The sequence below is a fragment of the Microbacterium hydrocarbonoxydans genome, from assembly GCF_011752045.1.
In the GTDB taxonomy this organism is placed as follows: Bacteria; Actinomycetota; Actinomycetes; order Actinomycetales; family Microbacteriaceae; genus Microbacterium.
The window spans coordinates 180,842-203,809 of record NZ_JAAKXW010000005.1 but is presented as its reverse complement, the minus strand read 5'-3'; the positions used below and the strand labels follow the sequence as shown (position 1 = coordinate 203,809).

Annotated in this window: 23 protein-coding genes; 10 read left to right on the top strand and 13 right to left on the bottom strand. The window is 70.0% G+C overall.

Going from position 1 to position 22,968, the window contains the following annotated elements; genetic code table 11:
- The first annotated feature begins 75 nt into the window (after positions 1–75).
- Complete coding sequence (locus G6G98_RS14870; protein WP_067354419.1) at positions 76–1,584, top strand: PucR family transcriptional regulator; 1,509 nt, start codon at positions 76–78, stop codon at positions 1,582–1,584.
- Between the two features lie 21 nt (positions 1,585–1,605).
- Here G6G98_RS14870 and G6G98_RS14865 read toward each other — a convergent pair whose 3' ends face one another.
- Positions 1,606–2,304: an MBL fold metallo-hydrolase gene (locus G6G98_RS14865; RefSeq protein WP_067354415.1), complete on the bottom strand. Its 699-nt coding sequence runs from the start codon at positions 2,302–2,304 to the stop codon at positions 1,606–1,608.
- Positions 2,305–2,370: 66 nt separating this feature from the next.
- Here G6G98_RS14865 and G6G98_RS14860 point away from each other — a divergent pair, with 66 nt between their 5' ends.
- Positions 2,371–2,928 carry a TetR-like C-terminal domain-containing protein gene (locus G6G98_RS14860; protein WP_067354412.1) on the top strand — a complete coding sequence of 186 codons (558 nt, stop codon included), beginning with the start codon at positions 2,371–2,373 and terminating at the stop codon, positions 2,926–2,928.
- Between the two features lie 7 nt (positions 2,929–2,935).
- Here G6G98_RS14860 and G6G98_RS14855 read toward each other — a convergent pair whose 3' ends face one another.
- Positions 2,936–4,387: a helix-turn-helix transcriptional regulator gene (locus tag G6G98_RS14855; protein WP_067354408.1), complete on the bottom strand. Its 1,452-nt coding sequence runs from the start codon at positions 4,385–4,387 to the stop codon at positions 2,936–2,938.
- Between the two features lie 139 nt (positions 4,388–4,526).
- Here G6G98_RS14855 and aceB point away from each other — a divergent pair, with 139 nt between their 5' ends.
- The 4 genes from aceB (at position 4,527) to G6G98_RS14835 (ending at position 8,707) form a co-directional block, all read left to right on the top strand.
- A complete protein-coding gene (gene aceB / locus G6G98_RS14850; RefSeq protein WP_067354405.1) occupies positions 4,527–6,173 on the top strand; it encodes a malate synthase A in 1,647 nt (548 codons plus the stop codon).
- Positions 6,174–6,201: 28 nt separating this feature from the next.
- On the top strand, positions 6,202–7,797 hold the full coding sequence (locus tag G6G98_RS14845; protein ID WP_067354402.1) for an isocitrate lyase: 1,596 nt from the start codon (positions 6,202–6,204) through the stop codon (positions 7,795–7,797).
- A gap of 102 nt (positions 7,798–7,899) precedes the next feature.
- Positions 7,900–8,238 (top strand): hypothetical protein, encoded by a 339-nt coding sequence (locus G6G98_RS14840; protein WP_164234399.1) that lies wholly within the window; start codon positions 7,900–7,902, stop codon positions 8,236–8,238.
- A 34-nt stretch (positions 8,239–8,272) separates the two neighbouring features.
- Positions 8,273–8,707, top strand: coding sequence for a hypothetical protein (locus G6G98_RS14835; RefSeq protein WP_067354396.1), 435 nt, complete (start codon positions 8,273–8,275; stop codon positions 8,705–8,707).
- Between the two features lie 19 nt (positions 8,708–8,726).
- On the opposite strand, the gene G6G98_RS14830 is transcribed toward G6G98_RS14835, so the two are convergent.
- The gene (locus tag G6G98_RS14830; RefSeq protein ID WP_067354392.1) at positions 8,727–9,236 is read right to left on the bottom strand and encodes an Lrp/AsnC family transcriptional regulator; all 510 of its coding nucleotides are present in this window, start codon (positions 9,234–9,236) and stop codon (positions 8,727–8,729) included.
- Positions 9,237–9,358: 122 nt separating this feature from the next.
- On the opposite strand from G6G98_RS14830, the gene ald reads away from it, so the two are divergent.
- Together ald and G6G98_RS14820 are read left to right on the top strand one after the other, a co-directional pair.
- Entirely contained in the window at positions 9,359–10,453 is a 1,095-nt protein-coding gene (gene ald / locus G6G98_RS14825; RefSeq protein ID WP_067354388.1) for an alanine dehydrogenase, read from the top strand.
- A gap of 85 nt (positions 10,454–10,538) precedes the next feature.
- Positions 10,539–11,753, top strand: coding sequence for a pyridoxal phosphate-dependent aminotransferase (locus G6G98_RS14820; RefSeq protein ID WP_164234398.1), 1,215 nt, complete (start codon positions 10,539–10,541; stop codon positions 11,751–11,753).
- A gap of 109 nt (positions 11,754–11,862) precedes the next feature.
- Here G6G98_RS14820 and G6G98_RS14815 read toward each other — a convergent pair whose 3' ends face one another.
- Genes G6G98_RS14815 through G6G98_RS14780 form a run of 8 tightly spaced genes read right to left on the bottom strand, consistent with a single transcriptional unit; the run spans position 11,863 to position 18,251 of the window.
- Positions 11,863–12,264: a VOC family protein gene (locus G6G98_RS14815; protein WP_067354383.1), complete on the bottom strand. Its 402-nt coding sequence runs from the start codon at positions 12,262–12,264 to the stop codon at positions 11,863–11,865.
- A 31-nt stretch (positions 12,265–12,295) separates the two neighbouring features.
- Positions 12,296–13,426, bottom strand: a complete 1,131-nt coding sequence (locus G6G98_RS14810) for a UDP-N-acetylmuramate dehydrogenase (RefSeq protein WP_067354380.1) — start codon at positions 13,424–13,426, stop codon at positions 12,296–12,298.
- Between the two features lies 1 nt (position 13,427).
- The gene (locus G6G98_RS14805; RefSeq protein WP_067354377.1) at positions 13,428–13,826 is read right to left on the bottom strand and encodes a MaoC/PaaZ C-terminal domain-containing protein; all 399 of its coding nucleotides are present in this window, start codon (positions 13,824–13,826) and stop codon (positions 13,428–13,430) included.
- The gene (locus G6G98_RS14800; RefSeq protein ID WP_067354373.1) at positions 13,826–14,272 is read right to left on the bottom strand and encodes an FAS1-like dehydratase domain-containing protein; all 447 of its coding nucleotides are present in this window, start codon (positions 14,270–14,272) and stop codon (positions 13,826–13,828) included. The genes G6G98_RS14805 and G6G98_RS14800 overlap by 1 nt, the downstream gene beginning before the upstream one ends.
- A 30-nt stretch (positions 14,273–14,302) precedes the next feature.
- The gene (locus G6G98_RS14795) at positions 14,303–15,100 is read right to left on the bottom strand and encodes a sulfite exporter TauE/SafE family protein (protein ID WP_067354370.1); all 798 of its coding nucleotides are present in this window, start codon (positions 15,098–15,100) and stop codon (positions 14,303–14,305) included.
- Positions 15,101–15,137: 37 nt separating this feature from the next.
- Complete coding sequence (locus G6G98_RS14790; RefSeq protein WP_067354366.1) at positions 15,138–16,685, bottom strand: tripartite tricarboxylate transporter permease; 1,548 nt, start codon at positions 16,683–16,685, stop codon at positions 15,138–15,140.
- Positions 16,685–17,230, bottom strand: a complete 546-nt coding sequence (locus G6G98_RS14785; protein ID WP_067354363.1) for a tripartite tricarboxylate transporter TctB family protein — start codon at positions 17,228–17,230, stop codon at positions 16,685–16,687. Before G6G98_RS14785 ends, G6G98_RS14790 begins: the two co-directional genes overlap by 1 nt.
- Position 17,231: 1 nt before the next feature.
- Positions 17,232–18,251 carry a Bug family tripartite tricarboxylate transporter substrate binding protein gene (locus tag G6G98_RS14780; RefSeq protein WP_067354360.1) on the bottom strand — a complete coding sequence of 340 codons (1,020 nt, stop codon included), beginning with the start codon at positions 18,249–18,251 and terminating at the stop codon, positions 17,232–17,234.
- A 162-nt stretch (positions 18,252–18,413) separates the two neighbouring features.
- On the opposite strand from G6G98_RS14780, the gene G6G98_RS14775 reads away from it, so the two are divergent.
- Complete coding sequence (locus tag G6G98_RS14775) at positions 18,414–19,634, top strand: PAS domain-containing protein (protein ID WP_067354357.1); 1,221 nt, start codon at positions 18,414–18,416, stop codon at positions 19,632–19,634.
- A 100-nt stretch (positions 19,635–19,734) separates the two neighbouring features.
- On the top strand, positions 19,735–21,309 hold the full coding sequence (locus G6G98_RS14770; RefSeq protein WP_067354354.1) for an AMP-binding protein: 1,575 nt from the start codon (positions 19,735–19,737) through the stop codon (positions 21,307–21,309).
- A 70-nt stretch (positions 21,310–21,379) separates the two neighbouring features.
- On the opposite strand, the gene rplQ is transcribed toward G6G98_RS14770, so the two are convergent.
- The gene (gene rplQ / locus G6G98_RS14765) at positions 21,380–21,943 is read right to left on the bottom strand and encodes a 50S ribosomal protein L17 (RefSeq protein ID WP_067354350.1); all 564 of its coding nucleotides are present in this window, start codon (positions 21,941–21,943) and stop codon (positions 21,380–21,382) included.
- A 34-nt stretch (positions 21,944–21,977) separates the two neighbouring features.
- Positions 21,978–22,967 (bottom strand): DNA-directed RNA polymerase subunit alpha, encoded by a 990-nt coding sequence (locus G6G98_RS14760; RefSeq protein WP_050722516.1) that lies wholly within the window; start codon positions 22,965–22,967, stop codon positions 21,978–21,980.
- Between the last annotated feature and the right edge of the window lies 1 nt (position 22,968).

The following is a 22,968-nucleotide window of genomic DNA, read 5'->3' as shown; positions in this document are numbered from 1 at the left end:
ACAAGCCGGCGCACTCACCACTCTGTACAATCTTGTCGAGCGAATCGCCAGCGTGTACAAAATGAGGAGGATGCCATGGTGACGGCCGACCCCTCGACGCTGCGCGCGCTGCTGCGTCGCCGCGACCTGGGCCTCGCGCTCGTCTCCGCCGAGGATGCGCTGCCGGCCGGCGCCCTGGACCAGCCGCTGCGCTGGGTGCACAGCTCGGACCTCGCCGACCCCACCCCGTTCCTCTCCGAGGACCTCGCCCTCCTCACCACCGGCACGCAGTTCGACGAGGCCGTCGACATCGACCTGTATGTGGGGCGGCTGTCCGATCGCGGAGTGCTCGGGCTCGGCTTCGGCACCGAGGTGCATCGCTCGGGCATCCCGGAGGAGCTGGTCGCCGCCTGCGCCGCGCACGGCATGCCCCTCTTCGAGGTCCCCTACCGCACCCCGTTCATCGCGGTCGCCAGGGCCCACGCCGAGGCGATCGCCGCACAGGCCTACGCTCGGCGATCCTGGGCACTGGACACCCAGCGCGCGCTCGCCCTCGCCGCCCTCCGGCCCCGCGGCCTCGACGCCACCCTCGCCGAGCTCGGGCGCCGGCTGGACGCCTGGGTGGGCATGTACGACGCAGCGGGCGCCCTCGAGATCTCGCATCCGCGCGATCGCCTCCGCCCGGACGTGCTGACCGAGCTCGGCGCGCACGTCACCGAGGTGCTCACCCGCGGACTGGAGGCGGGTCAGTCGCTGACCATCGGCGAGGACACCTTCATGCTGTTCACCGTGGGCCGCGGCGGGCAGCTCCGCGGCGTGATCGCCGTCGCGATCGACGCCCTCGACCAGGAGGCCCGCACGGTCGTCACCTCCGTCATCGCCATGGCCGGCCTCGCCCTCGAGCAGAGCGAGCAGCTGGCTCGCAGCCGCCGGCGCCTGCACACCCAGCTGCTGGGCTCGCTGCTCGGGGACGATCCCGCGCTCGCCCGCCGGGTGCTCGGCAGCGTGCCGCCGGCCCCGATCGTCGTCGCCGTGGCCTCCGATGCCCCTGCGGGTCCGCTCGGCGACTGGTGGGACCGGCAGCGATCCGACCACGGCACGGCGGTGTTCCTCGCCGAGTCCGAGGAGGGCGTCACGATCTGCCTCTCGGCGGAGGACGAGGGGCTGCTCGACGAGGTCGCCACGCGCTTCGGCATCCGCCTCGGCGTGTCAGAGCCCGAGGGCTACGACGCGTTCTCCCGCGCGCACGCCCAGGCGCTGGCCGCTCTCCGGCAGCAGGGCGATGCCGGGGTGTTCCGCTATGCGGACACCGTGGGATCGAGCATCCTCAGCGCGCTGGCGACGGACGAGGCGCGGCTCGTCGCCGAATCGCGCCTCGCACCGCTGCGCGAGCACGACGCACGCACCGGGGCGGAGCTGGAGCGGTCTCTGCGGATCTGGCTGGAGCACGACGCGCGCGCGGAGCCGGCCGCGGTCGCCCTCGGCGTGCATCGGCACACCCTGCGGTCGCGGATCGCCCAGGCCGGTGCGCTTCTGGGCATCGACCTGACGTCCTTCCCCTCCCGCGCCGAGCTCTGGACGCTGTTGCAGACCGCGCGGGACTGACAGCGGTCCGGCGGCGCCGTCTCAGCGCCCGAGCGACGAGAGCAGGTCGGCGGCGGTGCCACGGAAGATCGGGCCGTGACCGACCACGATCGCGCGCTCGGGGAGCGCGCGCAGACGCTCGAGACTCTCGGGCGTGAGGTCGGGGTCATCGCTGAAGGGACCCACCTGCACCTCAGCGGACCCGTTGAGCACGTGTCGCGTGGTGACGGCGTCGCCGACGAAGATCGCGTCGGCCACGGGGACGCGGATCGCGATGGACCCAGGAGAGTGCCCCGGGAGCCCGATGATCTCCGGAGACCCGGGCAGGTCGAGCACATCGCCGTCGCGCACCGTGCGCACGGCGCCGAGGTGCCTCGGGCGCAGGGCCCCGCGGCGCAGCGCCACGGCGAGGAACTGCAGCGTGGGCCCCACCCGCCACCTCCCTCCGGGCGCGCCGGGCGTCTTCTCCCCCTGCGCCCGGCCCGCATCGGCCTCGTGCACGAAGGTCGGGATGCCGTGCTCCGCGCGCAGCCATTCCGCGATGCCGATGTGGTCGCTGTCCCCGTGGGTGAGGACGATGCCGCGGATGTCCGACACATCACGACCGACGGCCGCGAGCGCGCGGCGCAGGATCCGCCGGTCCCCCGGCAGCCCCGCGTCGATGAGCGTGACGCCCTCGTCTGTGACCACGGCGTGCAGGGCGACGATGTCGTCGCCGATGCGGAGGAGCTGAGTCTTCATGATGGCTACGATACATAGCCTTGAAGGCTATGGTCAATAGCCTTATGCTGTTGTCGAGGAGGACGGATGCCCGCGCCACGCAGAGTCAGCACCGCAGAGCTGGTCGCCGCCGTGCGCACCATCGCCGAGCGCGACGGTCTCGACGCGGTGACCATGAGCGCGGTCGCCGCCGCCGTCGGCGTGCGTGCGCCGAGCCTCTACAAGCGGGCCGCCAATCGTCACGAGCTGCTCCGCCTCGCCGCCGACGACGCGGTCGCCGAGCTGACCGCGGAGGTCTCGGCACTCGCCGCCGCGATCGAGGACCCCCGCGAGGTCCTCTCCGGCGTCGCGCGAGCCCTGCGTGCGCTCGCCGGACGCTCTCCCACAGTGATCACCCTGCTCTTCGGCGCACCCGCCCCGCAGGCGGGCCCCTCCCCGGAGGGCGTCGTCCCGCTGATGAACGTCCTGCTGGACTCCGTCGGCGCGATCGCTCCCGCCGACCGCCTTTCGGCGGCGCGCACACTCACCGCCTGGGCGTACGGCTTCTGCATGATGGAGCAGAACGGCGGTTTCCGCCAGGGCGGCGACGTCGACGCGGCCTTCGACCGCGGCCTGGAGATCGTGCTGCGCGGCATCGGCGGCTGAGCACCGCTCAGCGCGGGGCGTGCGCCTCGAGGAACTCGTACACGTCGGTGGTGTCCACGCCGGGGAACGCGCCGGTGGGCAGCGTCGCGAGCAGCGTGCGCGGAGTCTTCACGTTGGGCCAGGAGTTCTGCCGCCAGCGCTCCTCCAGTTCGGCCGGGGCCCGGCGGCAGCACACCTCGACGGAGTGCTTGGACACGCCGCGATGCGGAGTGTCCCTCCCGACGAACCACCTGGTGTCGTCGAAGCGGACGCCCACGCTGACCGAGTGCAGCCCCTCGCTCGACGCCTCCACGCGGGCCGTGCACCAGTACGTGCCGTTGCCGGTGTCGGTGTACTGGTAGTACGGGTTGAACCGGTCGTCCTCGTCGAAGACCACCCGGCTGGTCCACCGGCGGCAGCACATCTGCCCCTCGATCGCGCCCAGCCGGTCGGTCGGGAAGTTCACGTCGTCGTTCTCGTACGCCTTCGTGATGGTCCCCGACTCGTGCACCTTGAGGAAGTGCACCGGGATGTCGAGGTGCCGGGTGGCGAGGTTCGTGAAGCGGTGCGCCGCCGTCTCGTACGACACCGAGTAGGCGTCGCGGAGATCCTCGATCGAGATGGCCCTGCGCGCCTTCGCCTCCTGCAGCATCGGCACCACATGCCCCTCCGGCATGAGCAGGGCCCCGGTGAGGTAGTTCGTCTCCACGCGCTGGCGCAGGAACTCCGCATAGCTGCGCGGCTCGGCGTGACCCAGCATCCGGCTGGAGAGCGCCTGCAGCACCGCCGTCCGGGCGTCGCCCTTGGCCTGCACCTGGCTGGAGAGGTAGAGACGCCCGTTCGCGAGATCGGCCACGCTGCGGGTGGTCTGCGGCAGGTCCGGGGCGTAGTGCAGCGTGAAGCCGAGGTACGCCGCGATCTCGGATGCCGTGCGCTGGGTGAGCGGCCCGCCCGAGTGCCCGACCGCGGTGAGGATCTCGGATGCCTTCTCCTCGAGATCGGCGAAGTGATTGTCCTGCCGGCGCATGAGGTGACGCAGCTCGACGTTCGCGCGCCTCGCCTCCTCCGGAGTGGCGGCCCGCTCGTCCTTCAGCCGGTCGATCTCGCCGTGCAGCGCGAGCATCGCCTTGAGCGCATCCGTCGGCACGCTCTTCGCGATGCGGAACGGCTCGATCCCGAGCGCCTGGAACGTCTGGCCCTTCATGGCGCGCTCCAGGGCGATCTCGACGGCGCTGCGCTCGTCGAGCGGCTCTCCCTCCAGCAGGGCGTCGATCGTGACGCCCAGTGCACGCGCGATCGCCTGCAGCTGCGTGAGCTTGGGCTCGCGTTTGCCGGTCTCGATCATCGACATCTGGCTCGGCGCGCGATCGACGGCCACGGCGAGGTCCTCGAGCGTCATCCCCCGCGCGGTGCGCAGCTGGCGGATGCGGCGGCCGATCGTGAGAGCGTCGGCGTCTTCTTCGACGACTGGGGTGGTCATGCGGAGATTCTGTCACAGAAACAGAATTTCAATCAAACTTCACAGCGCGATTGGTCGGGTGGGCCACTGAACTTCACTCACAGTGGAACCAAGCCACCCGGCGCCGCCGCCAGATCATCCGAAGAAAGGGCTTCCGATCATGAGCACTCCCACCATCACCGCACCGATCCGGACGGCGCAGCAGGGCCCGGCGATCACGGTCACCGGTCCCCTGCGCGATCGCTACGAGGAGATCCTCACCCCCGAGGCGCTCGCCTTCCTCACGGAGCTGCACCACCGGTTCGCCGCCCGCCGTCACGACCGGCTCGCCGACCGCATGCGCCGTCGCTTCGAGATCGGCAACGGCCACGACCCCCGCTTCCGCGAGGACACCGCGCACATCCGCGAGGACCGCGACTGGCGCGTCGCCGGCGCCGGACCCGGCCTGGAGGATCGCCGCGTCGAGATCACCGGACCCACTGACCCGAAGATGACCATCAACGCGCTGAACTCCGGCGCGCGGGTCTGGCTGGCCGATCAGGAGGACGCCACCAGCCCGACCTGGAAGAACGTCATCGAGGGGCAGCTCGCCCTGCGCGACGCCATTCGGGGCGAGCTCGCGTACACCTCCCCCGAGGGCAAGGAATACCGGGTCACCGCCGAGCGCACGCCCACGATCGTGATGCGGCCTCGCGGCTGGCACCTTCCCGAGAAGCACATCGAGTTCACCGACCGGGCGGGGCGCCGCACGGCGGCTTCCGGATCCCTCGTCGACTTCGGCCTGTACTTCCTTCACAACGCGCAGGAGCTCATCGCGAACGGCCGCGGCCCGTACTTCTACATCGCCAAGCTGGAGTCCAGCGAAGAGGCGAAGCTGTGGGACGACGTGTTCTCCTTCGCCGAGGAGTACATCGGGATCCCGCACGGCACCATCCGTGCGACCGTCCTCATCGAGACCCTGCCCGCCGCCTTCGAGATGGACGAGATCCTCTACGAGCTGCGCGACCACTGCGCAGGACTCAACGCCGGACGCTGGGACTACATCTTCTCGATCATCAAGAACTACCGCGGCCGAGGCGCCCGCTTCGTGCTCCCCGACCGCAGCGAGGTCACCATGACCGTGCCGTTCATGCGCGCCTACACGGACCTCCTCGTGCAGACCTGTCACAAGCGGGGCGCCTACGCGATCGGCGGCATGAGCGCGTTCATCCCGAACCGCCGCGACCCCGAGGTCACGCAGCGCGCGATCGAGAAGGTCTCCGCCGACAAGAAGCGCGAGGCCGGCGACGGCTTCGACGGCACCTGGGTCGCCCACCCCGACCTCATCCCGACGGCCCAGGCCGAGTTCGACGCGGTGCTCGGCGAGCGACCGAACCAGATCGAACGCCGGCGCGAGGACGTGCACGTCTCGGCATCCGACCTGATCGACCTCCGCATCGGCCGGCCGATCACCGCGCAGGGCGTGCGTGACAACGTCTCCGTGGCGATCCGCTACCTCGAGGCCTGGCTGCGGGGGCTCGGCGCCGTCGCCATCGACAACCTCATGGAGGATGCCGCCACCGCGGAGATCAGCCGCTCCCAGGTCTGGCAGTGGATCCACCAGGACCGCAGCACCGAGGACGGCACCGCGATCACCGCCGAGTACGTCGAGGGCCTGATCCGCGAGGTGCTCGCCCAGGCGACCCGCTTCGCCGGCGACCGCTTCGACGACGCTGCCGACGTCTTCCGCGAGGTCGCGCTGCAGCCCGAGTTCCCCACCTTCCTCACCCTCGGTGCGTACTCCCGGTACCTCACCGAGACCGACTGACCGCTCCCCCACCCACGAAGGATCTGACATGACCACGTACCAGGACGACATCGACGCGATCCAGGCCCTCAAGGACGCGAACGGCTCCGGCTGGCACGCCATCGACCCCGAATCGGCGGCGCGGATGCGGGCGCAGAACCGCTTCCGCACCGGACTCGAGATCGCGCAGTACACGGCCGGCATCATGCGCCGCGACATGGAGGAGTACGATGCCGACTCCTCGCTGTACACGCAGTCGCTCGGCGTCTGGCACGGCTTCATCGGCCAGCAGAAGCTCATCTCCATCAAGAAGCACCTGAAGTCGACGAACAAGCGCTACCTCTACCTCTCCGGGTGGATGGTCGCCGCGCTCCGCTCCGAGTTCGGCCCGCTGCCGGACCAGTCGATGCACGAGAAGACGGCAGTGCCGGCCCTGATCGAGGAGCTCTACACGTTCCTCCGCCAGGCCGACGCCCGCGAGCTCGACCTGCTGTTCACCCAGCTCGACGCGGCGCGGGCCCAGGGCGACGAGACCGCGATCGAGTTCATCCAGTCGCAGATCGACAACCACGAGACCCACGTGGTCCCGATCATCGCCGACATCGACGCCGGCTTCGGCAACCCGGAAGCCACCTACCTCCTCGCCAAGAAGATGATCGAGGCGGGCGCCTGCGCCATCCAGATCGAGAACCAGGTCTCCGACGAGAAGCAGTGCGGTCACCAGGACGGCAAGGTCACCGTGCCGCACGAGGACTTCCTCGCGAAGATCAACGCGGTCCGCTACGCGTTCCTCGAGCTCGGCATCGACAACGGCATCATCGTGGCCCGCACCGACTCGCTCGGCGCTGGGCTCACCCAGAAGCTCGCCGTCACGCACGAGCCCGGCGACCTCGGCGACCAGTACAACTCCTTCCTCGACGTCGAGGAGATCTCGGAGGCGGAGCTCGGCAACGGCGACGTCGTGATCAAGCGCGACGGGAGGCTGCTGCGCCCGAAGCGGCTGGCGAGCAACCTGTACCAGTTCCGCCCCGGAACGGGCGAGGAGCGCGTCGTGCTCGACTGCATCACCTCCCTGCGCAACGGCGCCGACCTGCTGTGGATCGAGACGGAGAAGCCGCACGTGGAGCAGATCGCAGGCATGGTGGACGCGATCCGCGCGGAGATCCCGAACGCGAAGCTCGTCTACAACAACAGCCCGTCGTTCAACTGGACGCTGAACTTCCGCCAGCAGGTGTACGACCTGCTGGCCGCGCAGGGCGAGGACGTCTCGGCCTACGACCGCGACCGGCTGATGAGCGTCGAGTACGACGACACGGAGCTCGCGCGGCTCGCCGACGAGAAGATCCGCACGTTCCAGCGCGACGGCTCCGCCCGCGCGGGGATCTTCCACCACCTCATCACCCTGCCGACCTACCACACGGCGGCGCTGTCGACCGACGACCTCGCCAAGGGCTACTTCGGCGACGAGGGGATGCTCGCCTACGTCAAGGGCGTCCAGCGCCGCGAGATCCGCGGAGGGATCGCCACCGTCAAGCACCAGAACATGGCGGGAAGCGACATCGGCGACAACCACAAGGAGTACTTCGCCGGAGACGCCGCCCTCAAGGCCGGCGGTCAGCACAACACGATGAACCAGTTCAGCTGACCTCTTCTGCACAGGAGCCCCTCGACCGCACATCCCGCGGCCGAGGGGCTCCGCCTGTGGAGAACTCCCGCGACGCGTCAGGACCCGGTTACGCTCGCCTGCATGCCGAGACGCACAGCCCCCTCGCCCTGGACCATCCGCCTGCGGCGCGGTGCGTCGATGCTGCTGAACCTCCTGACGATCGCCGGGTCGTGCTGGATCATCGGCACGCTGACGACCGAGCGGGGCGTGTACATCGACCCGGTGCCGCGCGAGCTGACGCCCCTCGAGCAGGTCCTCCAGGCGCTGTTCTTCCTCGGCATCCCGCTCCTCATCGCGGCCGTCATCCTCCTCAGCGGGCTGCCGCGGCATCCGCTCTCGCGCAACCTCTGCATCCTCGCCGGCTGCATGTGGGCGCTCGGCGGGCTGTGGCTCCTGACCCAGGTCGCCCTCCTCCTGTGATCGCCCGGCGCCCCCTCGGGCGTAGCCTGATCCCATGACCGACGCGTGGAGCGGCATCGCCGCCGAGTTCCTGCATCTCTACCCTGCCGGCGCCCGGCTGCTGGCTGTGGCAGGGGCGGATGCCGAGCGCTCGCGCCGCGCCGCCGACGACCTCGGGGCTGCGCTCGAAGCAGCCGGGCAGCGGGTGGAGCGCGCGCATTCGGAGGACGGCGACGAGCGGATGCTCCGCGCCGAGGTGGTCGCTCCGCTCCGCGCCGGCCCGAAGCACGATCACGTCGTCGTGGTCTCCGGCCCGGCGGCCCTGCTCGAGGAGGCGACGCGCCGGCTCTGGAACAGCGCCGTCTGGCAGCTCGCCGGCGACGAGCCCGCGAACACCGAGGCCGCGGCGATCGTCGATCTCAGCGACCCTGCGCACCCGGCGCGGCGCTACGCGGACTTCTGCACCTGCGACATCGGCGAGCGGTGGTGAGCTCCGCACCCGCGGCCACTCAGTGGAACGAGGCGGCCACCGAGTTGCGGTGGTAGTCGAACACGATGCTCGTCCGCGTGGATGCGACGCTGGACTGCGCCGAGAGGTGCTCGAGCACGAACTCGCGCATCTCCGAGGAATCGGAGACGGCGATGTGCAGCAGGAAATCGTCGTCTCCGCCGAGGAAGAACACCTGGATCACCTGCGGCAGCACGCGCACCCGCTCGGCGAACTCCACGATGCTCTCCCGCCGCCCGCTCGGGCGCAGCACGACGCCGATGATGGCCTGGAGCCCTGCGCCCAGCATCCGCTCGTCCACGCTCGCGTGGAAGCCGGTGATCACGCCCCGCTCGATGAGCGACCGCAGCCGGGCGTGCGCCGTCGACGGGGCGACGCCGAGGTGCCCGGCGAGCTGCGCGTTCGTCATCCGGCCGTCGGCGCTGAGAAGCCGCACGATCCTGGCGTCGACCGCGTCGAGCGCCGGCGCCCGAAGAGTGTTCGAGGAAAGGCCCTCGGTAGACGTGTCCATGCGAATCATTATTCAGGATCTCGCGCACACACGAATGTTCTTCGACCAATCTGTCGCGTAGCCGACGTTTCTGCGATTCTGGTCTCCGCCCGCAACCACCCGCACCCTGGAAGGAGCCATCAGTGAAGATCGGCGTCCCCACTGAGATCAAGAACAACGAGAACCGCGTCGCCCTCACGCCCGCCGGCGCGGACCGCCTGGTCCGGGAGGGCCACCGGGTGCTCGTGCAGTCCGGCGCAGGCCTCGGCTCGAGCATCTCCGACGAGGCCTACCGTCTGGCCGGCGCGGAGATCGTCGACACCGCCGCCGAAGCCTGGGGCGAGGCCGAGCTGCTCATCAAGGTCAAGGAGCCGATCGCAGAGGAGTACGGCTTCCTCCGCGACGACCTCACGCTCTTCACCTACCTGCACCTCGCCGCCGACCGCGCCCTGACCTCGGCACTCGTCGACGCCGGCACCACGGCCGTCGCCTACGAGACCGTGCAGCTGCCCGATCGCAGCCTGCCGCTGCTCGTGCCGATGAGCGAGATCGCCGGCCGCCTCTCGGTGACCATGGGCTCCTACTCGCTGCTGCGCTCGAACGGCGGCCGCGGCACCCTGCTCGGCGGCATCGCCGGCACCCCGCGGGCGAAGACGGTCGTCATCGGCGGCGGCGTCGCCGGCGAGCACGCGGCGGCGAACGCGCTCGGCCTCGGCTCCAAGGTGACCGTCATCGACATCTCGCTCCCCCGCCTGCGCGAACTGGAGCACCGCTACGGCGGCGCCCTGGAGACCCGCGCGTCCAGCCGCTACGACATCGCCGAGGAGCTCGCCACCGCCGACCTCGTGATCGGCTCGGTGCTCATCCCCGGCGCCGCGGCGCCGAAGCTCGTCACCGACGACATGGTCGCCGCCATGAAGCCCGGCTCGGTTCTCGTCGACATCGCGATCGACCAGGGCGGATGCTTCGAGGGCTCGCGTGCGACCACCCACGACGAGCCCACCTTCGCCGTGCACGACTCCATCTACTACTGTGTCGCGAACATGCCGGGCGCAGTGCCGGAGACCGCCACCCGCGCACTCACGAACGCAACCCTCCCCTACGTGTCGGCGATCGCCGGCAAGGGCTGGGAGCGCGCGGCATCCGAGGACGCCGCCCTCGCCAAGGGACTCAACGTCCAGGGCGGGCGCATCGTGCTCGACGCCGTCGCGCAGGCCCACGGGCTCGTCGCCTCCTGAGGTGTTTGAGGGGCGCGTCAAGAAGCAGACTTCTTGACGCGCCCCTCAGCCTGTCCCGGCACGCCGACACGAGTACGCTTTTACCGTGACCGAACGCGCTCCTCTCTCCCGCAAGCTCTCCGCCATCGCCGAGTCCGCGACCCTCAAGGTCGACGCCAAGGCGAAGGCCCTCAAGGCCGAGGGCAAGCCCGTCATCTCGTATGCCGCCGGCGAGCCCGACTTCGCGACGCCGCAGTTCATCGTCGATGCCGCGGCCGTGGCCCTCGCCGACCCCGCCAGCTACCGCTACACCCCCGCCCCCGGACTCCCGGAGCTGCGCGAGGCGATCGCGGCGAAGACTCTGCGCGACTCGGGCCTCGAGGTCTCCCCGTCGCAGGTGATCGTCACCAACGGCGGCAAGCAGTCCGTCTACCAGGCCTTCCAGGCTGTCGTGAACCCGGGCGACGAGGTGCTGCTGCCCGCGCCCTACTGGACCACCTACCCCGAGGCGATCCGCCTCGCCGACGGCACCCCGGTCGAGGTCTTCGCGGGTGCCGACCAGGACTACAAGGTCACGGTCGAGCAGCTGGAGGCGGCGCGCACCGCGCGCACCACCGTGCTCGTCTTCGTCTCGCCCTCGAACCCGACCGGCTCCGTGTACACGGCCGAGGAGACGAGGGCGATCGCGGAGTGGGCGCTCGAGCACGGCATCTGGGTGATCTCCGACGAGATCTACCAGAACCTCACCTACGAGGGCGTCAAGGCCACCTCGATCGTCGAGGCGCTGCCCGAGATCGCCGGCCAGACGATCCTCGTCAACGGCGTCGCGAAGACGTACGCGATGACCGGATGGCGCGTGGGCTGGATGGTGGGCCCGGCCGACGCGATCAAGATCGCCGGCAACCTGCAGTCGCACCTGTCGAGCAACGTGAACAACGTCGCCCAGAAGGCCGCGGTCGCCGCTCTCAACGGACCGCAGACCGAGGCCGAGCAGATGCGCGAGGCCTTCGACCGCCGCCGCCGGCTCATCGTCTCGGAGCTGTCGAAGATCGAGGGGATGCGCGTGCCGAATCCGCTCGGCGCCTTCTACGTCTACCCCGACGTGCAGGGCCTGCTCGGCCGCACCTGGACGCGGCGCGACGGCAGCACCGTGACGCCGACCACGTCCCTGGAGCTCGCGGACTTCATCCTCGACGAGGCCGAGGTCGCCGTCGTCCCCGGCGAGGCCTTCGGACCGTCCGGCTACATCCGCATGTCCTACGCCCTCGGCGACGACGCCCTGCTCGAGGGCGTGCAGCGCCTGCAGCGCCTGTTCGCCTGAGCATCCGCGGTTCTGCCGTGCGTCGAACGCACGGCTCGTCGCCGAGTGCACGGCTTGTTCACCGCAACCAGCCGTGCACTCGGCGAGATGTCGTGAACCCGACGGCGAGTCAGCCTTCGCCCTCGAAACCGATGAGCCAGCGGATGCCGTAGCGGTCGGTGACCTGTCCGTCGAAGTCGCCCCACGGGCGCTCCTGCAGCGGATCGATCGCCGTGCCGCCCTCGGCGAGCGCGTCGAACCAGCGCGTCAGGGTCAGCGCATCCGTCGTCCCCAGCAGCGAGAACACCGCACCGACGATGTGCACGGCATCCTGATCCGGCCCGGCATCCGCACCGGAGAGTTCGACGGGGCCCTGCAGCATGCCGTGGGCGATCGCGTCACCCGGCCCGTCGTGGCGATCGAAGTCGGCGTAGGTGAACAGCTTCAGCTCACCGCCGAAGACCTCGCGGTAGAAGGTCAGGGCCTCCGCGGCGTTGCCGGGGAAGAACAGGTACGGGATCAGTCCGCTCATCCGGCGAGTGTACGCCGTGCGGCCGCCGTCGCTACAGCTCCACCCCGACGAGCACCGGCTCCGGCTGGAGCACGAGTCCGAACTCGGAGTGCACGCGGCTCTGGATGAAGCGAGCGAGCTCCGACACCTCCGCCGCCGTCGCGCCGCCACGGTTGGTGAGCGCGAGAGCGTGCTTGGTCGACACCGACGCCCGCGAGCGCGGCAGCTTGAACCCCTTCCGGATGCCGGCCTGCTCGATGAGCCAGGCGGCGCTCACCTTGACCTCGGCCTCCACCGCCACCGGCTGCGGCACGAGACCGTCGTAGGAGGACAGCGGGATGACGGTCACGGCGTCGAGATCGGGGGCGACCGGCCAGCGCGGGCACTCCGGCGGGAGGGCGCGCGCCACGGACTCCGGCACGATCGCGTTCTGGAAGAACGAGCCGACTCCGTGCGTGTCGGGATCGTGCTCGTCGAGAAGCATCCCCTTCGAGGCGCGGGTGGCGAGGATGCGCTCCCGGACCCAGCCGAGCGCGACCGGCTCGTCGGAATCGAGTCCCAGGGCCCGGCGCAGCTGCTCTCCGCGCACGACGCGCTCCCCGGTGACGGCGAGGTCGACGGTGACCGACAGGATCACCGCGCGGCGCTCCGGCACGCTGCCGTAGTGGTGCTTGAGCACGGAGGTGCGGAAGCCCAGGCCGAGCTCCGCGGCCGGGACCGTCTCCGGATGATCGGCGTGCTCGTCGATCATCTCGACCTCGACGAGGGTCTCCTGGATCTCCTGCCCGTATGCGCCGATGTTCTGCACGGGAGCCGCTCCCACGGTGCCCGGGATGCCGCTCATCGCCTCGAGCCCCGCGTAGCCGTGCTCCACCGCGTAGGCGACCAGCGCGTCCCAGGAGTGGCCGGCCTGAGCGCGCAGGCGGATGCGCCCGGCGTGCGGCGACGGCAGCTCCTCGATGCCCGAGGTGAGCACCCGGATGACCGTGCCGTCGAACGGCTCATCGCCGACGAAGAGGTTGGAGCCCCCGCCGAGCACGAACCAGTCTTCGCCTCGGGCCCAGACGTCTGCCAGCGCCTCGAGGAGCTCGGCGGTCGTCGACGCCTCCAGCATCCGCTCGGGGGCGGCGCCGGTGCGCAGGGTGGTCAGCTCGGAAAGCCGGATCGGCGCGATCTCCCGCATGTCAGACCGCGACGCGCAGCTGCGCCTTGACCAGCACGGTCGCCTCCGCGAACGTCACCTTCAGGTCGATGCGCGCGGCGATGTCGTCCACGGCGCCCACTGTGGCGAGCACGTGCACGTCGGCGCCGTCGACGGGGTCGACGACGACCGGCTTGGTGAAGCGCACGCCGTAATCGAGGATCCTCGCCCCGGGCTCGAGGGCGGCGACGACCACGGAGGATGCGATGCCCATGGTGAGCATGCCGTGCGCGAGCACGCCGGGAAGGCCCACGGCGGCGGCGATGTCGTCGCGGTAGTGGATCGGGTTGAAGTCTCCGGATGCTCCGGCGTAGCGGACCAGCGACTCGCGCGTGAGGTGCACGGTGCGCTCGGCGATGACGTCTCCGACGGTGAACGGCATCACTCCCCCTCTCCCACGAGCAGCACGCTCGTCGCAGTGACCACAGGGGCGCCCTGGGCATCCGTGATCTCCGCCTCGCTGGTGATCATCGCATTGCCCGCCATCATCCGGATGCCGGTGACGCGCAGCTGGGCGGTGAGCTCGTCGCCCGCCACGATGGGCCGCGTGTAGGAGAACCGCTGCTCCGCGTGGATGGTGCGCGCCAGGACGATGCCCGAGTCGGGCTCGCCCAGCAGCTGCTGGAGGGTGAGGTCCTGGATGACCATCGCGAAGGTCGGCGGCGCCACGACGTCGTCGAAGCCCGCGGCGCGCGCGGCCTCGACGTCGGTGTGCTGCGGAGCGTCGGCGAACACGGCGCGCGCGAACTCGCGCACCTTCTCGCGGCCGACGAGGTAGGGGGCCGTCGGCGGGAACTCCCGGCCGACCAGTTCTTGATTCACTGCCACCCGTCGATCCTACCGAGAGGCGGTCGCGGGTCAGTCCTTCTTGCGCCCGCGCACCGCCTTCATCGCCATCTGCACGCCGATGACCGCGAGGTATGCCGCGAAGAGCATGTTCCCCGCCAGGGGATCGATCATGGTCGCCAGCCAGGCGCCGAGGGCCGTCGTCGTGCAGGCGGCCACTCCCACGATCGCCGCGGCGACGAGATCGACGTTGCGGTTGCGGATGTTCCCGATCGTCCCCGACAGCGCGGTGGGGATCATCATCAGGAGCGAAGTCCCCTTCGCGACCAGGTCGCTCGTTCCGAACGCGATCATCAGCACGGGCACCACGATCACGCCCCCGCCGACCCCGATGAGCCCGGCCAGGATGCCGGTGGCGACGCCGACCGCGACGAGGGCGAGAGCGCTGAGGATGTTGAGGTCGAGCGACGCCTCCCGCGACGGGATGACGATGAAGAGGCTGACGATGACGAGCACGAGGAAGCCGACGAAGCCCCAGCGCAGTGCCGTCTGCGAGATCCTCGGCAGCATCCGGGTGCCGATCTGCGCCCCGACGACGGATCCTGCCGCGAGGATCAGCGCGGGGATCCAGGCCACCGAGTCGTGCACGGCGTACGAGACCACGCCGACGGCGGCCGTCGGCACGATCGCTGCGAGGGATGTGCCCGCGGCGAGCCGCTGGTTGAAGTGCAGGAGCAGGACGAGGAGCGGCACGATGACGGTGCCGCCGCCGACGCCGAAGAGTCCGGAGAGGAGACCCGCGAGGAGCCCGATGCCGATGAAAGCCGCATACGCGCGAGGCCCTCGGTTCAGGGTCTCGGCATCGCTCACCGGTTCAGCCTACCGGGGCTGCTCTCCGGACTCCTCCTCAGATCTCCTGGTCGGCCTTGATCGGCACGGCGATCGATTCCGTGAGCGCCTGCTCGTAGCGGCGCTGACGTCGGCGCAGCCAGAGCCCGCCGGCAACGAGCGCCGCGAGCACGAGGTAGGCCGCACCGGCGAAGGGCTGCAGGACCAGCGTCGACAGGTCGCCCTGGCTGAGCTGCAGCGCCTTGCGCAGGTACTCCTCCCCCATCGGCCCGAGGATCATGCCGACCACGAGGGGTGCGACCGGATATCCGTACCGGCGCATGAAGTACCCGAGGACGCCGATGATCGCGAGGATCAGGATGTCGACCACCGCGAAGTTCAGCGCGTAGGCGCCGAAGGCGGCGAACAGCAGGATGCCGGCGTACAGGTACGGCCGCGGGATCTGCAGCAGCTTCACCCACATGCCCACGAGCGGGAGGTTGAGGATGATCAGGATGACGTTGCCGAGGTAGAGGCTCGCCACCAGCGCCCACACCAGCGCGGGCTGGTTCTGGAACAGCTGCGGCCCGGGCTGCAGGCCGTACGCCTGGAAGGCGACGAGGATGATCGCCGCCGTCGCGGTCGTGGGCAGGCCCAGGGTCAGCAGCGGCACGAGCACGCCGGCCGCCGCCGCGTTGTTCGCGGACTCGGGACCTGCGACGCCCTCGATGGCGCCACGCCCGAACTCGCTCTTGTGCTTCGAGAGCCTGCGCTCGGTGGCGTAGGAGAGGAAGGTGGCGACGTCCGCGCCGCCGGCGGGGATCGTGCCGATCGGGAACCCGATCGCGGTGCCCCGCAGCCACGGCTTCCAGGAGCGCTTCCAGTCGTCCTTCGTCATCCAGCTGCGCCAGCCTCGGGTGACCGGGATGACGTCGACGCCGCCGTGCCGCAGGCGCGCCGCGATGTACAGCGTCTCGCCGACGGCGAAGAGGCCCACCGCGACGAGCACGATGTCGATCCCGTCCGACAGCGGCAGCAGCCCCAGCGTGTAGCGCTGCTGCGCCGTGAGGGTGTCGGTGCCGACGAGGCCCAGGAACAGGCCGACGCCGAGCGAGGTCATGCCCCGGGGGACCGAGCTGCCGATCAGCGCGCCGACGGTGATGAACGCGATCACGATGAGCGCGACGTAGTCGGCGGGCCCCAGGTTGACGGCGAACTGCGCCAGCACCGGGGCGAGCAGGGTGAGGCCGACGGTCGCGATGGTGCCGGCGATGAAGGAGCCGATCGCCGCGGTCGCCAGGGCGGCGGCGCCGCGGCCGAGCTTCGCCATCCTGTTGCCCTCGATGGCCGTGACGATGGATGCCGACTCCCCCGGCGTGTTCAGAAGGATGCTGGTCGTCGAGCCGCCGTACATGCCGCCGTAGTAGATGCCGGCGAAGGTGATGAGGGCCGCGGTGGGGTCGAGCGTGTAGGTGAGCGGCAGCAGAAGGGCGACGGTCATCGCCGGGCCGATGCCGGGCAGCACGCCGACGGCGGTGCCGATGAGCACCCCGAAGAAGGCGAACACGAGGTACTGCGGCTGCATCGCCGTCGCGAAGCCCTCGAGGAGCAGAGTCCAGCTGTCCATCAGAACATCCCTCCCAGCCAGCCGAGAGCCGGCCCCCAGGGCAGCGACAGCCCCATGAGACCGCCGAACACGATCTGCACGACGAGGCCGACCGCGAGGCCGATCGTGAACGCGAGCCACCAGCGCTTGGCGCCCAGCGACCAGGCCACGACGCCGAAGAGCACGGCTGCCGCCGGAGCCCAGCCGATGACGTCGATGAGCAGCAGGTGGGCGACGACCGCGCCGACGATCTTCGCGAGGGTCAGCCAGTCGGTCTTCGCATCGGGGTCGATGTCCTCGGCCTCTTCGACCTCGGCGCGGTTCCCGCGCAGGATCGAGACGAGCACGGCGGCGGCTGAGCCGAGCAGGATGATCGAGACGAAGATCGGGAAGACCGTCGGTCCGACCGTCACCCCCACGGGCACGTGGATGGCGAAGACGCCCGCGAGCGCGAAGACGCCGAGGGCGAGCAGGAGCAGGGCGAAGACGAGTTCACCGAGGGGAACCCGCGGGGCGGGCCGAGTCGCCTCGGCCCGCCCGCTCGCCCCGAGGATCGGGGCTTCCATGTCAGATCAGCCCGATGTTCTTCAGGGTGCCGGTGACATCGGCGATGTTCTCCTCGAGGAAGGCGTCGAAGTCGTCCCCGGTGAGGAAGGCATCCGCCCAGCCCTTGGTCTCGAGCTCCTCTGCCCACGCGTCGGAGTCGTGCAGCTCGGTGACGATGCGCTCGAGCTCTGCGCGCTCCCCATCGGAGATGCCGCCGGGTGCGACCACGCCGCGCCAGTTGGTGAGCACGACGTCGTAGCCGGCCTCGGTGATGGTGGGCACGTCCTTCAGCGATTCGACGGGCTCGGAGCCCGACACCGCGAGCGCCCGCATCGAGCCGTCCTCGATGTACTGCAGGAACTCGCCGACGCCGGAGATGCCCGCCTCGACCTTGTTGCCGACGAGCAGGGACACCGCCTCACCACCGCCGGAGTTCGGCGTGTAGTTCAGCTTCGAGGGGATGTCGGCCCCGTCGACGCCGGCAGCCTCGAGCAGGAGTCCGGCGAGGATGTGATCGGCACCTCCGGCGGAGCCGCCGGTCACCCGCACCTCCTGGCCCTTGTCGACGACGTCCTCCACGAGGTCCTCGAGCGTCTCGTATTTCGAGCTCTCCGGAACCACGACCACGAGCGGCTCGTCCGTGAGCCGCGCGATCGGCGCGGTGTCCTCGAGGCGCACCGCGGACGCGTTGGTCTCGATCGCGCCGACCATGACCAGGCCCATCACCATGAGCGTCGCCGGGTCCTTCTCGTTCGCGAGCTGGGCGAGCCCGACGGTGCCGCCGGCTCCGCCGACGTTGGAGACCGGTGCCGAGCCGACGATCTCGTCGTCCGTGAGCACCTTCGACATGGCGCGGCCGGTCTGGTCCCAGCCGCCGCCCGGGTCGGCGGGCACGACGATCTTGACGTCCTCGATGGCGACAGCCTCCTCCTCGCCGCCTCCCCCGCCTCCCGCGGGTGCGCTTCCGCCGGAGCAGGCGGTGAGTGCCAGTGCGGCGGCTGCGAGAACGGCGCCGACCGTGGCGATGCGTGATTGCTTCATTGCGCTCCTCCTTGAGCGTTCGGGTTGCTGTCCGTCCACCTTGGAGGCGTGGATGCAGCCGCTCAAGCTTCGGAAACCATTGGTCGGAGTTCTGAAACTATTGGTCTCGAACGCCGTCCACGGCCCCTCGTCGCGCACGCGTGCAGCGAGGAGAATGGTCTGGTGGCCTCGAAGATGACGCTCCGGGTGCAGCTGCTCGTGCTGCAGGCGCTGATCGTGTTCCTGGTGACCCTGGCGACCGGCATCGTGGCCGGCGCGTTCCAGGAGCAGGCCCTCCGGGAGTCGTACAAGGACCGCATGCAGGCCGTCGCCCAGTCGATCGCCAGCCTTCCCACGGTGCGCGAGGCCTTCGACGACGAGGACCCCTCCGCGACCATCCAGCCGATCGCCGAGGTCATCCGCGAGGCCTCGGACCTCGCCTACGTGGTGGTGGCGAACGCTGAGGGCATCCGCTACTCGCACCCGAACCCGTACCGGATCGGCGAGAAGGTCTCCACCGACCCGTCCATCCCCCTGTCCGGGCAGATCTACGTCGGCACCCAGACCGGCACGCTGGGCACCTCGTGGCGCGTGAAGGTGCCGATCTTCGCCGACGACGGAGAGGTCATCGGCACGGCGTCCGTCGGCATCCTCGAGTCCGAGCTCAACGACGAGTTCCTCCGGAACCTCGTCTGGCTGATCTCGGCGATGCTCGCGGCCGCGGTGCTCGGCGTGTTCGGGTCGGCCTGGGTGACCTCCGTCATCCGCCGCCGGATCTACCTGCTGGAGCCGCACCAGATCGCCGCGCTCGTGAAGAACCAGGAGACGACGCTGCACGGCCTCAGCGAGGGCGTCGTCTCCGTCGACGGCTCCGGCCGGATCACGCTCGTCAACGACGCCGCCGCGCGCTTCCTCGGCCGGGACGCGGCCGACCTCGACGGCGCCGACGCCGCGGAGGCGCTCGGCGAGGAGCTGCACACCGTGCTCCTCGAGGGCGAGGACGCCGGCCGGCCGGTGATCGTCGGATCGCACGTGCTCGTCGCGCGGAGCACGGGCGGCGAGGTCGACGGGGAGGGCGTCGAGGCGACGCTGCTGCTGCGCGACCACACCGAGCTGCACGACGTGGTGCGGCGCGTGGAGGCCGCGGATGCGATCATCGCCTTCCGTGAGCGGTTCGGCCTGCCGAAGGGGCTCAGCGCAGAGACGCTCGAGCGGGTCGCGGCGGCTCTCGCCGCACGGCCCGACGCCTCGGCGACGGAGATCGGCGAGGACGTGCAGATCTCCCGCGTCAGCGCGCGGCGCTACCTGGAGCATCTCGCCAGCTCCGGACGGGCGATCCGCACGCTCGACTACTCCACCAAGGGTCGGCCGGGCACGCGCTACCGGGCCAACGATCCGGTCTGACCGGAATCCACGCGCACAACCCCTGGGACTGAGTGTCCTGTTGTGCGACACTGGATCGCATCAGACGGTGCCGTCGACAACCCGGATCGAAGGAGATCTCATGGTGCGCAGTCCCTATCCCGACGTGGAGATCCCCGCGGTCTCCATCCACGACTTCCTCTTCGGGGATCTCGACGAATCGCAGCTCGACACCGTCGCGCTCGTCGACGGCATGAGCGGCGCGACGACGACCTATCGCCAGCTCGTGGGCCAGATCGACCTCTTCGCCGGAGCCCTGGCCGCCCGCGGGGTCGGAGTCGGCACCCGCGTCGCCGTGCTGTGCCCGAACGTCCCCGCCTTCGCCACCGTGTTCCATGGCATCCTGCGCGCAGGCGCCACCGCCACGACCGTCAACTCGCTGTACACGGCGGAGGAGATCGCGAATCAGCTCACGGATGCCGGTGCGACCTGGCTGGTCACCGTCACGCCGCTGCTCGCCGGGGCGCAGGCCGCCGCCGAGCGCCTCGGCATCGACGCGGACCATCTCATCGTCCTGGACGGCGCGGAAGGGCATCCCTCACTCCCCTCGATGCTCGCAGAGGGACACGCGGCCCCGACCGTGATGTTCGACCCCGCCACGCACCTCGCGGTCCTCCCTTACTCCTCCGGCACCACGGGCCGGCCGAAGGGGGTCATGCTCACGCACCGCAACCTCGTCGCGAACGTCTCCCAATGCCGCCCCGTGCTCGGCGTCGACGAGACCGACCGCGTGCTCGCCGTGCTCCCCTTCTTCCACATCTACGGGATGACGGTGCTGCTGAACTTCGCTCTGCGGCAGCGCGCCGCGCTCGTCACCATGCCGAAGTTCGACCTCGTCGAGTTCCTGCGGATCATCGCCGAGCACCGCACCACCTGGGTGTTCGTCGCCCCGCCGATCGCGGTCGCGCTGGCGAAGCATCCGATCGTCGACCAGTACGACCTGTCCTCCGTGAAGGTCGTCTTCTCCGGCGCCGCCCCGCTCGACGGCGCCCTCGCCGCCGCCGTCGCCGAACGGCTCGGCTGCACGGTCACCCAGGGCTACGGCATGACCGAGACCAGCCCCGCCGTGAACCTCATCTCCGAGCACCGCGACGACATCGACCGCTCCAGCATCGGCCCTCTCGTGCCGAACACCCAGGCGCGCCTGGTCGACCCGGAGACGGGTGCCGACATCGAGCAGCCGGCCGAGGGTGTCAGCGCGCCCGGCGAGCTCTGGGTGCGCGGCCCCCAGGTCATGACCGGCTACCTCGGACGGGAGGACGCCACGGCGGAGATGATCGACGCGGACGGCTGGCTGCACACCGGCGACATCGCCACGGTCACCCACGACGGCATCTTCCGCATCGTCGACCGGCTCAAGGAGCTGATCAAGTACAAGGGCTACCAGGTCGCTCCGGCCGTGCTGGAGGCGGTGCTCCTGGAGCATCCGGCGATCGCCGACGCCGCGGTGATCGGGGTTCCCGACGACGACGCGCAGGAGGTCCCGAAAGCGTTCGTTGTGCGACAGTCGGGAGCAGAGCTCGACGAGGATGCCGTGATGGCGCATGTCGCCTCCCACGTGGCCCCGCACGAGAAGGTGCGTCGGGTCGAGTTCATCGATGCGATCCCGAAGTCGGCCTCCGGGAAGATCCTGCGCAAGGATCTGCGGGCACGCTGACCCTCGCGCAGATGCGAAGAAGCCCGCCACCCCTGAGGGGGCGGCGGGCTTCTTCGTGCGAGCGGGATGCTTACTCGGACTTCTCCTCGACGGCGTCCTCGGCGGCAGCCTCGGCTGCTTCGCCCTCGACCTGCGACTCGGCGCCGGCCTCGGCGGCCTCGTCGGCGACGGGAGCCTCCTCGACGGGAGCCTCCTCGACGACCTCGGCCGGCTTCTCAGCCTTCTCGGCCTTCGGGGCGGCGGCCTTCTTGGTCGACTTCGCCTTCGGGGTGACGGGCTCGAGGACGAGCTCGATCACGGCCATGGGGGCGTTGTCGCCCTTGCGGTTGCCGACCTTGGTGATGCGCGTGTAGCCACCCTCGCGATCCGCGACGAGCGGAGCGATCTCGTTGAACAGCACGTGCGCGGCGTCCTTGTTGGTGCGCAGCACCGTCAGGGCGCGACGACGCGCGTGCAGGTCGCCGCGCTTGGCCAGCGTGACGAGGCGCTCGGCGAGCGGACGAAGGCGCTTGGCCTTGGTCTCGGTCGTCTTGATCGACTTGTGGGTGAAGAGCTGTGCGGCGAGGTTGGCAAGCAGCAGGCGCTCGTGGGCGGGGCCGCCTCCGAGGCGGGGACCCTTGGTGGGCTTGGGCATAATCGTCTAACTCCTGGTCAGGAAAGGTCGGGTATCAGAAGGACTCGTCTTCGCTGCCGCCGTAGAAGTGGGCGCCGTCGAAACCGGGCACCGAATCCTTGAGCGACAGACCGAGCGAGATGAGCTTGTCGCGCACCTCGTCGACCGACTTCTGGCCGAAATTGCGGATGTTCATGAGCTGCGTCTCCGAGAGGGCGACGAGCTCCGAAACGGTGTTGATGCCCTCGCGCTTCAGGCAGTTGTACGAGCGCACGGACAGGTCGAGGTCCTCGATAGGCATGGACAGCTCGCTGGAGTTCACAGCCTCCACCGGCGCCGGGCCGATCTCGATGCCCTCGGCCTCGACGTTCAGTTCGCGAGCGAGGCCGAACAGCTCGGTGAGCGTCTTCGCCGCCGAGGCGACGGCGTCACGCGGGCTGATCGCGGACTTGGTCTCGACGTCCAGGACGAGCTTGTCGAAGTCGGTGCGCTCACCGGCACGGGTGGCGTCGACGCGGTAGCTGACCTTGAGGACCGGCGAGTAGATCGAGTCGATCGGGATCTGACCGGCCTCGGCGTACTCGTTGCGGTTCTGCGTCGCCGAGACGTAGCCGCGGCCGCGCTCGATGGTGAGCTCGAGCTCGAACTTCGCGGTGTCGTTCAGGGTCGCGATGACGAGCTCGGGGTTGTGCACCTCGACACCGGCCGGAGCCGAGATGTCGGCGGCGGTCACTTCACCGGCACCGGTCTTGCGCAGGTACGCCGTGATGGGCTCGTCGCGCTCCGACGAGACCACGAGCTGCTTGATGTTGAGGATGATCTCGGTGACATCCTCCTTCACGCCGGGGATGGTGCTGAACTCGTGCAGCACGCCGTCGATGCGCACGCTGGTGACGGCGGCACCGGGGATCGACGACAGCAGGCTGCGGCGCAGCGCGTTGCCGATCGTGTAGCCGAAGCCGGGCTCCAGAGGCTCGATGACGAACCGGCTCCGGTTCTCGACGATCTTTTCCTCGGTCAGTGTGGGACGCTGTGCAATAAGCACT